Origin of the sequence: Allocoleopsis sp. (genome assembly GCF_036703385.1) — a bacterium.
In the GTDB taxonomy this organism is placed as follows: Bacteria; Cyanobacteriota; Cyanobacteriia; order Cyanobacteriales; family Coleofasciculaceae; genus Allocoleopsis.
In genome coordinates, this window is sequence record NZ_DATNPA010000543.1 from 1 (window position 1) to 14093 (window position 14093).

General features: G+C 42.9%; 10 protein-coding genes. 8 read left to right on the top strand and 2 right to left on the bottom strand.

From position 1 onward, the window contains the following. Positions 1-2029, top strand: a 2029-nt coding sequence (locus tag V6C93_RS26480) for an acylase (RefSeq protein ID WP_414644284.1), incomplete at its 5' end; no start/stop codon positions are given. 176 nt (positions 2030-2205) lie between these two features. Further along, entirely contained in the window at positions 2206-2754 is a 549-nt protein-coding gene (locus V6C93_RS26485; RefSeq protein WP_333479661.1) for a hypothetical protein, read from the top strand. Between the two features lie 160 nt (positions 2755-2914). Here V6C93_RS26485 and V6C93_RS26490 read toward each other — a convergent pair whose 3' ends face one another. Continuing rightward, on the bottom strand, positions 2915-3616 hold the full coding sequence (locus tag V6C93_RS26490) for a response regulator (RefSeq protein ID WP_333479662.1): 702 nt from the start codon (positions 3614-3616) through the stop codon (positions 2915-2917). A gap of 245 nt (positions 3617-3861) precedes the next feature. On the opposite strand from V6C93_RS26490, the gene V6C93_RS26495 reads away from it, so the two are divergent. Then, positions 3862-4656, top strand: coding sequence for an EI24 domain-containing protein (locus tag V6C93_RS26495; protein ID WP_333479663.1), 795 nt, complete (start codon positions 3862-3864; stop codon positions 4654-4656). Positions 4657-4975: 319 nt separating this feature from the next. Here V6C93_RS26495 and V6C93_RS26500 read toward each other — a convergent pair whose 3' ends face one another. Then, entirely contained in the window at positions 4976-5200 is a 225-nt protein-coding gene (locus V6C93_RS26500; RefSeq protein ID WP_333479664.1) for a hypothetical protein, read from the bottom strand. 386 nt (positions 5201-5586) lie between these two features. Here V6C93_RS26500 and hisC point away from each other — a divergent pair, with 386 nt between their 5' ends. From hisC to V6C93_RS26525, 5 genes are all read left to right on the top strand, one after another. Further along, complete coding sequence (hisC, locus tag V6C93_RS26505) at positions 5587-6672, top strand: histidinol-phosphate transaminase (protein WP_333479665.1); 1086 nt, start codon at positions 5587-5589, stop codon at positions 6670-6672. A gap of 1753 nt (positions 6673-8425) precedes the next feature. Beyond that, on the top strand, positions 8426-9550 hold the full coding sequence (locus tag V6C93_RS26510; protein WP_333479666.1) for a glycosyltransferase family 4 protein: 1125 nt from the start codon (positions 8426-8428) through the stop codon (positions 9548-9550). A gap of 123 nt (positions 9551-9673) precedes the next feature. Then, entirely contained in the window at positions 9674-11884 is a 2211-nt protein-coding gene (locus V6C93_RS26515; protein ID WP_333479667.1) for a polysaccharide biosynthesis tyrosine autokinase, read from the top strand. 198 nt (positions 11885-12082) lie between these two features. Continuing rightward, complete coding sequence (locus tag V6C93_RS26520; RefSeq protein ID WP_333479668.1) at positions 12083-13417, top strand: flippase; 1335 nt, start codon at positions 12083-12085, stop codon at positions 13415-13417. Between the two features lie 130 nt (positions 13418-13547). Next, the coding region (locus V6C93_RS26525) for a glycosyltransferase family 2 protein (RefSeq protein WP_333479669.1) at positions 13548-14093 on the top strand (546 nt) is incomplete at its 3' end.

Genomic DNA, 14093 nt, shown 5'->3' on the forward strand with positions numbered 1-14093 from the left:
TTTATTCGTGAGTATTTGTAATCCGGCGGCAGGTTTAGACCGCACAGAAATTCTCTGGGACACCTGGGGTGTACCCCATATTTATGGAAAAAGCGATCGCGAACTCTTCCAGGCGTTTGGTTGGGCACAAATGCAGAGTCATGGTGACTTAATTTTGCGACTATACGGTCAAGCGCGGGGACAGGCGGCTGAGTATTTTGGTGAAAATTACCTCGATTCGGACAAATATGTCAGAACGATGGGGATTCCGGGTCGGGCAAGGGAATGGTATCAGGCACAGCACCCGACGATGCGCGGATATCTGGATGCCTTTGCGGCTGGCATGAATGCTTATGCCAAGGAACACCCCGACCAAATTAACAATGAAGTCAAATCGGTGCTGCCGGTGGATGGGGTGGATGTGCTGGCTCACGCCCAGCGCGTGATTCATTTTAACTTTATGATTAGCCCGCAAGAGGTGGAGAATATCAGTTCTCGCCCAAGTTCAGCGGGTTCCAATGCTTGGGCAATAGCACCCTCTAAATCGGCAAGTGGCAACGCGATGCTACTGGCTAACCCACACTTACCGTGGTCAGACTTTTATCTGTGGTATGAAGCACAGTTAACCACACCAGAGATTGATACTTACGGAGTTACCCTGGTGGGAATGCCCGTACTTGCGATCGCATTTAACGATCATCTCGGTTGGAGTTTGACCGTTAATACCCATGATGGCTGGGACGCTTACGCACTAACCCTAGCAGAAGGAGGGTACCGTTGGGATGGAACAATTCGCCCCTTTGAGTCGGAAACACAAACCCTAAAAGTCAAGCAGGCAGATGGCACACTACGGGAAGAAAAGTTAGTTGTGCAGCGATCAATTCATGGCCCAGTGGTGACGCAAAAAGATGGTAAAGCGGTTGCTGTGCGAGTGGTTGGACTCGATCAGCCAAATATTGTCGAACAATTGTGGGATATGGCAAAGAGCAGCCAGTTAAGCGACTTTGAAGCCGCCTTAAGCCGCTTGCAGTTGCCGATGTTTAATATCCTCTACGCTGACCGGAATGGTCATATCCTATATGTCTTCAACGGTCAGGTGCCGATACACCCGAAAGGAGATTGGAAGTACTGGCAGGGCGTTGTTCCCGGTGACACGTCGGCAACACTGTGGGCGAAAACCCACCCCTACCAAGACTTACCCCGTGTCTTCGATCCCCCTAGTGGCTGGTTGCAAAATGCCAACGACCCACCCTGGACAGTCACATTTCCCCAAGCACTCAATCCCAACAATTATCCCCCCGATATCGCACCTCGTTTCATGCATTGGCGGGCGCAGCGTTCAGCCAAAATGCTGATGGAGCATGAAAAAATTAGCTTTGACCAGATGATTGCCGATAAGTTCTCCTCCCGCATGGAGTTGGCAGATCGAGTATTAGATGACTTAATCCAAGCCGCACGGCGATCGGGTAGCGACTTAGCCAAGCAAGCGGCTGATGTTTTGCAAGCTTGGGATCGCAAGGCAGATACCGACAGTCGAGGTGCAGCACTCTTCGCCGCATGGGTACGAACAATGCCAGCTAGCAATTGGTATGCCAATCCTTGGAACGAAAACTCTCCCCTCACAACACCCAACGGATTAGCTGACCCCGAAGGTGCCGTAAAGGTACTGGAAACCGCAGCCGCAACGGTAAAATTGCTCTACGGAGCACTGGATGTACCGTGGGGCAAGGTTGCTCGGCTACGCTTTGGTAAGGTGGACTTGCCTGCTAGGGGTGGCCCAGGGATGTTCGGCATATTCCGGGTGATCGATTTGATGCCGTCTTCAGCAGATGGCAGCTTCCAAGCCTTTGCTGGGGATACTTACATTGCAGCCATTGAGTTTTCTAATCCCATCCGAGCAAAAGTCCTAAACACTTACGGCAATGCAACGCAACCGGGTTCACCCCACGTTGGCGATCAACTCGCCTTGTATGTTCGCAATGAAATGCGACCCGTTTGGCGCACCCGCAAGGAAATAGAAGCTCACTTGGAATCGCACCAAGTCTTTTAGAAAGAGAAAATAAAGAGATAAAAAGGGTTATGATGCGAATTTGGTCTCAGTCATCACCTTACAGGAGGATTTTTCGTAGGAGCAACCTAGGATGGGTTCTATCTCTCATGATTTTGTGCTCTGGGTCGTCATCTCTGTTAAGCCTGTATGGATTTTTCAATCGAAATAATTTAAGCATGTCTAGAATTGATTTTTTCAAGCGAATAATTGGATGGAGTTTAGGTTTTATACTCCTAATCGGTGTTTTTGCACCAACGGCTGAAGCTGGACGTTATGTGTTGAATCAAACTCCTCAAACCATAAAAAGTTATTTTGGAGCGCCTGCGAAACAAATCCTGACTGCCAAGGGAATTACTTACGTATACTCGCCCGCAGGATTTCGCCGTCTGTTTCCTGACAATTCCCAAAGTGTCTTTAAAGTTAATTTTGTTAAGAACCGAGTTCAAAATATCATTCTTGAGACAGATTTTAGTAAAAAATTAACTAATTTTATGGATGACATTAAAATAAATTTTTCAAGATTTTATAACTATATTTTTGGTTATAAACCTTCAGTTTGGAAACAACTGTCCTCAAAGTTTAGTGGGAATGAAACTATATACGATTACGAGTATTGTTTAGGGGATGGAGTTGCTACCCAATTTAGTATGGGCGGTGCGGATCAGAATGTTTTGGGAGGAGAGGCGACTTTTTACTACGATACCCACTGTGAACCCCCATACTAATTTTTACCAAGAAAGTGACCAGGACTCGCATCCCCAGTTTTTGAGTTGCTTCATTTAGTCTTCGTTCTGAAGCTCATTAGTCATTTGTACAAGATGCCTTAGTCACTAATGACACTTGCCTCTCTCCTACTTCAGCCGGATGATGAGTTAAGCTCAGAAGTCACATTGGCACTTGAAGACTAGATTGGTTTATTTTCCCACCTATTCTCCGCCAAGAGGCAGCCTTGATAACGCCACGAGTATTCATTGGCTCCCTGATTTTTGAAGGAGTCGCAAGGTTTCGCAGTGGCTCGGAACATCTAGTTTTGGATTGCTCTTGTTCCCTCAACCTCGCTTGATTGGATAGTAGGAAGGCTCTGACAACCTCTGTTAAGTCGGTGAAACAGAGGGTTTTGAAAATATAGGCGATCGCACCTAAGTTTATAGCTTGGTCTTTCTTGTCAACATCACTAATCACCACAACTGGTATATGCATCAGTTCCGGCTGTCGCTTTATCCATGATAGTAAGCAAAGTCCCGAAAAATGAGGCATAGAGATACCGATGAGTATCAACATCGGTAGTGAAGAGCGCTTTTGATTGGTATCATTTTTTTTACCTTTAAGGTATTTGATTGCCTCTTCTTTTTGTTGTACTACTTCAACAGCAACAGCTAGCGTAGAGTATTGACTAACAGGCGATAAAATAGGGTAATAAAGGTCTATTTGATTTAAGTTTGAAGGGCGGCATTCAGCTGTATTTTTAACCGAACTCGACCACTCGCCAATTAAGTTAGTTTTATTAAGAAAACGCTGGTCAAGGGCACGTTTAATCAGAAATTGGTCGTCTGAATTCTCTTCAACTAACAGAATTGTATGGTTCATGCACACCCTCAGCGACGAGATGATTATGTATAATTCAACACAAATGACTAATAAATTAAGATGAGTTATCGCAACGTCCTTCTGTAGACTAAAGGTTGTTTTTGTCGCTAACCTCTGTTTAAAGAAAGAGTTTAATGTTACGTTATGGAGTAATTCTCTATACGCAGCGATCGCAACAATGTTCTCAAGCCATGCGCTAGAGTCAGGACGTGAACAACTCCAACAGCTGACTTAACCAAGTGATTATGAGGAAAACATTGAGTGGATTTGGATTGCTGGCAGGGGCAACTTATCCGTTTCGAGTCCTGGCGGTTTTTAGGCGCACACCTCGTTTATGGAGCTATGTTGCAGTACCGATTCTGATGAATGTTATCGTCGGTATTGCCCTCTATGCAGGATTACTTTTCTTTGGTTGGGACAGCGTTACCCATTTAATGGACAGTCTGACTCATTGGGTAGACTCCCTGATTACTAGCCTTCCTAGATGGCTGGGTATTTTAGATTATTTAATTATTGGTATTAGCTGGTTGCTGCGCTTGTTGTTAGTTCTAGGCTTACTGCTGTTTACTGGCTTTTTGTTGGTGCAATTTGGCGTGTTGCTGGGTGCGCCGTGGTATGGTCAACTCTCTGAGCAGTTGGAGGAACTCCGCACAGGTCAGCTGCATATAGTAGAAGTGGGGATTGTTCGGGATATCGGGCGAGCCATTCTCTTTGAGTTGAAAAAACTGGTGCTAGCGGCGGGAGTGGGAATCGTGTTGCTGCTGCTGAACTTACTGCCGGGAATCGGAACGTTAGTAGCGACAATTGGTGGCATTGCACTGGCGACAACCATTGTCTGCCTCGACTTTCTTGATGCGCCCTTAGAACGCCGACGCCTCCCCTTTCGGGAGAAATTAAGGATTGTGTTTCGGAGTTTACCGGCTAGTGCTAGCTTTGGTTTGGTTTGTTTCGGGCTAGTGAGTGTACCGTTGTTGAATCTTCTAACGATTCCGCTGTGTGTAGCATCTGGAACGCTATTTTTTTGCGATCGCGTTTTATAACCAAATCCGGGTTGACTACCCCCTTTATTAAGCAGGATCATCTTCCTCATATGTGATCGCAAAAACAGGATGAACTCAAACTTGTGGACAAACAAGGGTAAAAGTTAGTGATTTTCAATAAATCCAGCTTCTTGAGAAGAGCAAAGCACATGAGACAAGCTTACTTTCAGAGAACCTTCAAAAAGCAATACTTTAGTCAGTTGACATTTTTTTAATAAGCAAATTTAGTACGAACCCGTAATTTTGTAGCTTGCTCGCAGATCTTGCTGTTGGTGACCTGAATGTCGAAATCAGGAGATCGCGGCGATCTTCTTCAAGACTATTTTTCAGAAAAAACGGCTGGAGTCCCCCGGAGTGTAGAGTCGGGAGGTTCATCCGCCATCCTTATTTGAGTGAAGCGATTTTTTTGTAGCGACTGTGTGAAGTAGAAGTAGCGATCGCAGAAATTATTGATGATACTGCCAAGCCTTGCTGCTGCATCTGCGATAGGAATTGATATGTCAACTCTACCAATGCTGAGATGTTGAGGTGTATCCTCTCCCACTGCGTAGCTAGCGAACTCCTGCTGAAGGAGCCATAGTCTCCAAATCCCACCTTGTTGATGAGTCAGTCGATGGGCAGGTTTTTTTGAGATATAGCTTCAAATATGCTGGTGGCAGTGCTATATCTCCGGACAGTTTTTTCCGGAGGCTGGAAGCCTCGAGCTGTCGTTTCTGCTAGGAGTATTAACGCATATTTTCTCGTTTGGCATCACCCCATCATAAGATTTTGTCCGGATTATTCTTTATATTCTATGAATCTTAACAAAGCAGGGAGGGAGAAAGTGGCGAGTTGAGAAAAAATAGTCCATTATGGAGTTGACATAAGGTTTTGGACAAGATATATTTTCCCAGGCAAATTTTAATCAGCGCCCAATCTATTTCTCGTTTCATGACTTACTTTAGACCCGATATCAACGCCATGTCCGGTTATGTGCCTGGTGAGCAGCCGCCACCAGGCACACAGGTGATTAAGTTGAATACAAATGAGAATCCCTATCCTCCATCACCTGAGGCGTTGAAGGTGCTACGGGAACTAGAAGGAGAACTTTTGCGCCGCTATCCCGATCCGATGGCAGGTGCTTTCCGCGAAGCTGCCAGCCAAGTTTTGGGAGTGCCTGCCGACTGGATTCTGGTGGGCAACGGTAGCGATGATATCTTGACGATGATTATCCGTGCCTGTTGTGGACCAGGACGAGGTGTCGTCTATCCCATGCCAACTTATGTGCTCTATCGCACTCTGACACAGATCCAGGGAGCAGAATTTGTAGAAGTTCCCTATCAGGAAGACTACACTCTACCCGTTGAGCAGTTGATTGAGGCTCAAGGTGCAGTCACCTTTGTTGCTTCTCCCAATAGTCCATCTGGCACGGTTGCATCCGTGGAACAGTTGAAGGAATTGGCAACGCAGATATCAGGCGTCCTTGCGATCGATGAGGCGTATGTAGATTTTGCGGAAACAGATGCTCTGGAAGTAGCCAAAAAGTACGACAACGTGATTATCTTGAGAACACTCTCGAAGGGGTATTCATTAGCTGGATTGAGATTAGGCTTTGGCGTGGCTAACCCAGCACTACTAGAAGGATTGATTAAGGTCAAAGACAGCTATAACGTGGATGCTGTCGCTTGTGCAGTGGGTGCCGCTGCGATCGCGGATCAACATCACAAAAATATCAACGCCCAAAAGATTAAAGCTTCACGTACCCAGATGGCAGATTCCCTCAAGCAATTGGGGTTTCACGTCTTGCCATCACAAGCTAACTTTTTATTGGCGCAGTACCCTGGGGGTAATGCAGAATTTCTTTACAAAAGTCTTAAGGAAAGGGGAATCTTGGTTCGATACTTCAACCAGTCCCGGCTAACGGATAAGTTACGCATCACGGTTGGGACACCGGAGCAGAATGAAGCTCTAATTAAGCTGCTGAGTGAAATTCTTACAGGGGAGATATCCAAATCCGTTAGTCCTACTAGATCCTAACTGAGCAGTTCTATTTGATTTGTGAAACGAAACAGCCTTTTTTATTTCCATGCATCGCTCCAAGGCAAAGCGGATGCATAAGGAAAGCATGAAAGGCTTTCATGAATCAATTTAGAATTGCTCTAGCTTTGACACTTGCTTTCAGAGCGCTTATGAGAGCGTGAGAGTAGGGAAAAGGTTTCGTTGTAAGATCTCACGGCTGTTCCTTCATTCACTACGACCCATTCCTAAATTTTTGACGGCTACAACTTAAAAAGCAGACTCAGCCATTAGACTGACAAAATCGGTGGGAGATTAAGCTTTTTTTCAAGTTTTTGAACTTAAGCAAAGAATTTCAATTCAAGGTTAAAGTTAAGCTGAGAGAGTCAAGAGATTAGATATTTAGATAAAGAGTTTTTGAAAAAAGCTCATACATTAGTTTTATTTATTTGATGCCGTAAAATATTCTCTATTAATAAAATAATCGAGGAAAAAATAGTTAATTTACCCTGCTAAAATTGTTATCCTGTTTGTTATAAAAGGCTTTTAAGAATAATTTATAATAAGCCTCAAAAATCGTCAATATCTTCATCTCAACTTTATTGCAATCTCCTACTCAAATAAGATATTTTTAAAAGTGGGATGTATATTCATCCCTTATCAAAAGGATAAAACACTATCCTAAATTAAGGGTTGCCTCATTCAAATCGTCAAACTCGGTCAGAGTGGGTCTGGAACAGATAGCAGTAATGTTTTACCTCCACAGGTTACTAAAGGGTGCATCCAGTAGTGTGTGAGCTTTCGCCTTGAGTACGCTTATACTAAAGAAACAAGCCAAAACAAGAAAAAAGTATTTGAATATTTCTCTTTGGCCTGTCCTCTTAGAATTTCAGGAAAGTGCAGAACCAGGAAATTGCAATCTACTAACTGAAGACTTCGGTTCTGCTAGCTAGTACTCCAAACTTTTCATCAGGGGCTAAAAAATATCCGGACGGCTGAATGTTTTAATGGTTATTTGTAAAGGTGAAGCATTCCTAGACAAAAACCTGGAAAAGATTCTAAAAGCCTTCTGCCCTAATTGTGGGCTTCATCAAAGCTCTTTTCAAAACGCCCTTCTGCTCTGGCTAGAGTGACAAAACAGATAGGTGCACTCCCAATTGCAAGGACACAGTTAAAGCAAGCCTATAAACCTCATTTCGCACTTACCTCAGAGGCTACGTTTACCAAATTGGAACGTACCCGAAAAGATAAGACGTTAGTTCCCCTGCTCATCAAGTTTACAAGTGACAGATGAAGCAGGTTTCTGGAATCTACCGTTTGCCTAAGTTTGGCTCGACAAGATGATTGAAAAGGTCAGACCTGTCCAGCAAGTCTTCTTACAGTCACTAGAGCTGATTGACCGACAAATTTCCTAAAGCTATTGTCTAGAGAGCCTTCTAAAATTATGTCGATTTTGACACTGACATTGTTCCCTTGGCTAGAGTTCAGGAAACGCGATAATTGTTCGCCTTGAAGGTTATTACTCTTTGATCTAAGCATTCTCTTAAGACCTTGTCTAAGAAGCCTTCTAAGATTATGTCGATTTTGATGCTGAAATTGTTCCCTTGACTAGAGTTCAGGAAACCTAATAACTGTTGCTTCTGAATTTTTCAATCAAATAAGGTGCTAGAGACTATGAGCATCTTCAATTTTGTCCTTGTTGTCCTTTCCATTGCACTAATCATCTATTTCGTTGCACTAGCCATCACCTGTCATGAAAAAACTAAAAATCCTTATGCTCGGTCCTAGCTTGGAAGAAAAGGGTGGAATGGGCTCCGTAGAAAGCCTTATCCTCGATAGTTCTCCGGTTGAGCTTCAGATTCAACACCTGACTACTTGGGATGGGGAACCCAGCAGGCAATCAAGCCTACATCGATTAAAAGTATTTACATGGGCGCTGATAATTTTTCTGGGTAAATTATTACAACGTCAAGTTGATGTCATTCATATTCATTTCTCTGAACGGGGAAGCGCTTTGCGAATGTCTATCCTAACTCTAATAGCTATGGCATTTCGCAAACCTGTAATTACGCACGCTCATGGCTGTGAGTTTCACACCTTTCACGATGAGCTGCCTCAAGGGATGAAACAAGTGTTGAATTGGATATTGCAAAGATGCACTTACTTGATTGCCTTGTCAGAGAGTTGGAAAGACTTCTACATAAATAATTGTGACTTGACAGCAGAACAGGTTGTGGTACTTCCTAATCCCGTAGAAATTCCTGAAAATGTTCCTGAGCGAAGCAATTCCCACAAGAAGATTAATATTGTATTTCTTGGACGCATTGGCAAACGAAAGGGAGTCTTTGATTTACTGGAAGCTTATGCAAAGGTGGCTCCTGAACAGAGAAAAAAATCAGAACTCATTCTGGCAGGAATTGGGCAAGTGGAGCAAGCCAATCACTTAGCTGAAAGGCTATATTTAAAGGAGCATGTTGCTTTTGCTGGGTGGGTAGATTCGGCTAAGCGTAGTGAGTTGTTATCTCAAGCTGATGTATTCTTGCTGCCTTCTTATAATGAAGGTCTACCAATGGCGTTACTTGAGGCGATGAGTTGGGGATTACCAGTGATTACTACGCCAGTGGGAGGAATTCCTGAAGTAATTACTCACAATGAAACTGGTTTGTTAGTGAACCCAGGTGATGTGCAGCAGTTAGCAGAAGCATTGCAATCTTTGATTGAAAATGAGTCCTTAAGATTAGAACTAGGAAGTGCTGCTAGGCAACGAGTAGCTCCCCTGGATGTAAAAATCTACAGTCGCTCTCTATCCGAACTCTATTTCTCATCATTAGGAACGAATCAAACTCGGAATTTTGAGCCGACGTTGACGGGTGCAGTTACAAACAGCCGCTGCCAATAGGAGGAAGATATAAGGGCGCGGAGGTTAGGATTTTAATTCTCCGCGTCATCTTGAACTAACGGATGATAACTGCATTTTTTACTGGCTGAGATAAGTATATATAGTTACTTCTTTTGAGGTTTCATGGAATACAAAGAGTATTCAGAAGACATCGACTTACAGAAATACTGGCTAATCCTTAAACGGCATTGGCTACAGAGCGCGGTTGTTTGGGGTACTACTGTCGCCCTAGCTACCTGCCTAGGGTTCTCACAAAAACCTACTTATGAAGCCACTGGCAAGCTTCGGTTTAAGAAGCAAAATACAACATCTGCTTTAGTCACTGAAGCGGGTGATAAAATTGGTCAGTTGGATGCTTTAAATAGCAAAGATACACCTCTTGATACAGAAGCGGAGGTGATTCAATCGGCACCGATTGTGAATCAGACAATTTCTGAATTAAATCTAAAAGATAAAAAAGGAGAATCTGTAACTTATGACAGTTTCCTTAAGAGCCTTAAGGTGAAAACTGTACGGGGGACAGATGTCTTGGGGATTTCTTATAAAAGTAGCGATCGCAAAGAGGCGATCGCCGTAGTGAATAGGCTCATACAAATCTATTTAAAGACCAATATCCTGTCTAACCGAGCTGAAGCAGCAGCCGCTGGAAAATTTATTAATGGTCAGTTACCTAAAGTTGAGGAAACTGTTCGTCAAGCCGACGCAGAAGTACGTATCTTTAAACAGCGAAATAATATCGCAAACCTTGAAGAGGAAACTAAAGCGACTGTAGCAGCTCTTGATAACTTAGATCGGCAAATTGCAAGCACTCAGACTGAAATTGAAAAATTAACGGGGCGAACTACAGAACTACAGAAAAAAATGAGGATGACTGCTGAGGAAGCTTTGGCTAATAATTCTCTGAATCAATCTGTTGCCGTTCAGCAGGCATTTGAAAATCTAAAACAGGTAGAAGATAAGCTAGCCATTGAACGTACTCGTTTTCTGGAAGATAACCCCATTATTATTAACTTAAAGAGTAAACAAGCAGCTCTTAAGGCTATTTTAGAGCAACGAACAAAGCAGGTTCTTGGTGACCAGAAACAAGTTTCTTATGAGAGCCTTCAGAAAAGTGATGAGAAAATGGGCGGAAAGCTTCAGGAAAGCCTAACGGAAAGCTTAGTCAGTTCAGAAGCGGAAAGTAAAGCTTTAATCAATCAGCTAGCATCTCTCATCCGTAACCGAGAGGCTTATAGACAACGGCTCAAGGACTTACCCCAACTGGAGCAGACTCAGCGGGAATTACAGCGGAAACTAGAGGCAGCCCAAGCGAACTACCAACTTCTCCTAAAAAATCGAGGACAAGTACAGCTTGCTGAAAATCAAAATGTAGGTAATGCTCAAATTGTCAGTCCTGCTGTAAGTCCAAAGTCTGCTGGTTCTAGCAGCAAAAAGATGCTTATAGTAGCAGGTATTGTGGTAGGAAGTCTACTGTATGTAGTCACTGCATTTATCCTGGAGCTGAGTGATCGCTCTATTAAAACGACCAAAGAAATACGAAAAATTTTCAGGTATACACTGCTAGGAATGATTCCTCTTCCCCGCAAAAAAGTCTCGTTGACTGGGATGAAGCCGGAAGGAAATTCACCGGAACAGGAAGTTAGAAACTTACCTCATTCAATCATTAGTGAAGCTTACAGGATGCTTCAGGCAAACCTGAGATTCCTCAGCCCTGACCGAGAATTGAAGGTGATTGTAGTGACTAGTTCTGTTCCTAAAGAAGGCAAGTCTACAGTCTCAACCAATTTAGCTGTTGCGATCGCTCAACTTGGCAGTCGAGTTTTGTTGATTGACGCAGATCTGCATCATCCCCAGCAACATCATATTTGGGAGCTGACGAATGAGGTAGGACTGAGTGAGGTCATCGTTGGTCAAACGGAATTGAAGAAAGCTGTCAAACAAGTCATGCCTCACCTGGATATCCTTCCTTCTGGAGTTATCCCGCCTAATTCTTTGGCTCTGCTTGGCTCTCAGCGGATGAATTCATTAATTGAGGATTTTTCCAGTATGTATGATTTCGTGATCGTTGATACATCTCCTCTTCTATTGGTCGCCGATGCTCTAAGTTTAAGCAAAATGACTGATGGAATTTTACTGGTGTCCCGACCTGGAGTAATTGATAAAGTCAGTGCTAAAGCTACTCAAGAACTTTTGGCACAATCGGGTCAAAAAGTTTTAGGCTTAGTTGTTAATGGTGTAATGGTTGAGAACGAACCTGATAGTTATTTCCATCATGCTAGAGCCTACTCGGGTGATGATACCAAGCAGCCTTTGAGTTCTATTTTTAAATCTTAGTTTTTCAGGAACTATTTTAGATATTTAGCTTTTACCTGACATCAAGCAAGCTAAAAACTAAGAAATTACTGCTGATGCAGATAAGCTTCTAATGCCAAATTTATTGAATTGCTATAAAACTTCCATTCGCTCCTTCTTAGCGAAAGGACTACCAAGAGGGTCGCAGCTGTAGGGCAAAGTTAATTATCCTTTAAGATCATGCTAAAAAACGTTAGTGTAGCACTTGAAAACCTCAGTCCTAATCTGCGTAAGGTTATCAACAACATCGGTTGGTTACTGACTGAGCGGGTCTTGCGAATGGCTATAGGTTTTTTCGTACTTGCTTGGATGGCGCGTTATCTGGGAGCCAATAATTTTGGTCTACTCAACTATGCGATCGCATTTTATTCGATGTTTTCTGTCATTACTCAATTGGGTTTAAACCAGATTGTAGTACGCGATCTTGTGAGTGAACCATCTTTTAAAGATGAAATCCTGGGCACCGCTTTTTTTCTGAGGCTGGCTAGTGGAATCGCGGCTTTTTTGTTAGCAATTGCAAGCATTTTTTTGTTACGCCCTAATGACCCACTGGGTCGCACTTTAGTAGTAATTATTTCAGCTAGCTCACTTGTGCAGGAATTTAATGTCACAGACTTTTGGTTCCAGTCGCAGGTTAAGTCAAAATATGCGGTTTGGGCAAGAAACATAGCTTTCATTATCCTGACATTTGTCAGAATTAGCTTGATCCAGACTCAGGCTTCCGTCATTGCATTTGGTTGGGTCGTCTTAGCAGAAACAATTGTAACTGCCATTGGATTATTAATCGCCTATCAAGGAACTGGGCAAAAAATCCAGGCATGGCGTGGCAACTGGCAACGTGCCCAGAGGATGTTGAAGGTAAGCTGGCCCCTAATATTTTCCAACATCGCCATCATTATTTATTTATACGTCGATCAAGTAATGCTGGGGCAATTAGCTGATAATAAGGCTGTTGGTATTTATGCAGTAGCCGTGCGTTTATCCGAGGTTTGGCCTTTTACCGCTACTGCCATTGTCACATCAGTAGCTCCTTCCATCATCGAAGCCAAGAAAGTAAGCGAGAAGCTGTACTATGAAAGAATTCAAAGGCTTTGTAATTTGCTAGCATTAATAGTCTATGCTATAGCCATTCCTCTAACTTTTTTATCGACCCCTCTAGTTGTTCTAGTATTCGGTCAACAGTATGCTCCTGCTGGACTAATCTTGTCAATTCATATCTGGTCATCATTATTTGTTTTTTTGGGTTACGTCAAAGAGGTTTGGATAGCCACAGAGGAATTAACTGGATATTCTTTGGCTGCTAGCATTACTGGCGCTGTAGTGAATCTTGTACTCAATATATTGCTAATACCTAAATATCAGGGAATAGGTGCTGCAATAGCAACAGTTATTTCCTATGGTTGTGCGGATTATCTGATGTGCTTCCTCTATCCACCAGCTCGTAAGTTTGCTATGGTAATGACTAGAGCTATGGCATTTAATGGTATTAGTATGCTGAGCAAAAATAAAACTTGAGATGATTGAATAAAGTTTATATTTTGCTCAATTTTTATAAAGCTGTGTATTTGGAAATATTCAAATACTAAAAATTAGGAATCTACCAAGAGAGTAACCGTCAATAAGTAAAAAGTTGAGGTAGCCCAAATTGCTTAATAGCCCTTTAGTTAGCATCCTGATCAATAACTATAACTACGGTCATTTTCTTCCTGAAGCTATCGTTAGTGCTTTGAACCAGACTTACTCCAACGTTGAGGTAATTGTAGTAGATGACGGCTCTACTGATAATTCCCAAGAGATTATCAAAAGTTATGGAGATAAAATTATCCCAATTTTAAAGGAAAACGGCGGACAGGCGTCAGCTTTTAATACAGGATTTGCAGCGAGTCGGGGAGAAATCATCTGTTTTTTAGATTCTGACGATCTTTTTAAAGCTGAAAAAGCCGCCGAACTTGCCAATATTTTTGTCGAAAATCCTGATATTGGTTGGTGTTTTCATCCTTTAGAATTTTTGAGTACTCGCCCTGAAAAAATGAGTCAGCCCAGTTACACAGGTTCATCAGGAAAATATGATATAAGACCCTACATCAAGCGGGGTAAGTTAAAAGGTATATTGCCGTTCGACAGTCTTGCCACGTCTGGAATGTGTTTTAGGCGATCGCTCCTCCAGCAAATTCTTCCCATGCCTGAAGGA

What these genes read in the sequence shown, in the direction of transcription:
- V6C93_RS26485 (WP_333479661.1), top strand. Translation starts at nt 2,206, where the DNA reads ATGTCTAGAATTGATTTTTTCAAGCGAATAATTGGATGGAGTTTAGGT.
- V6C93_RS26490 (WP_333479662.1), bottom strand. Translation starts at nt 3,616, where the DNA reads ATGAACCATACAATTCTGTTAGTTGAAGAGAATTCAGACGACCAATTT.
- V6C93_RS26495 (WP_333479663.1), top strand. Translation starts at nt 3,862, where the DNA reads ATGAGGAAAACATTGAGTGGATTTGGATTGCTGGCAGGGGCAACTTAT.
- hisC (WP_333479665.1), top strand. Translation starts at nt 5,587, where the DNA reads ATGACTTACTTTAGACCCGATATCAACGCCATGTCCGGTTATGTGCCT.
- V6C93_RS26510 (WP_333479666.1), top strand. Translation starts at nt 8,426, where the DNA reads ATGCTCGGTCCTAGCTTGGAAGAAAAGGGTGGAATGGGCTCCGTAGAA.
- V6C93_RS26515 (WP_333479667.1), top strand. Translation starts at nt 9,674, where the DNA reads ATGGAATACAAAGAGTATTCAGAAGACATCGACTTACAGAAATACTGG.
- V6C93_RS26520 (WP_333479668.1), top strand. Translation starts at nt 12,083, where the DNA reads ATGCTAAAAAACGTTAGTGTAGCACTTGAAAACCTCAGTCCTAATCTG.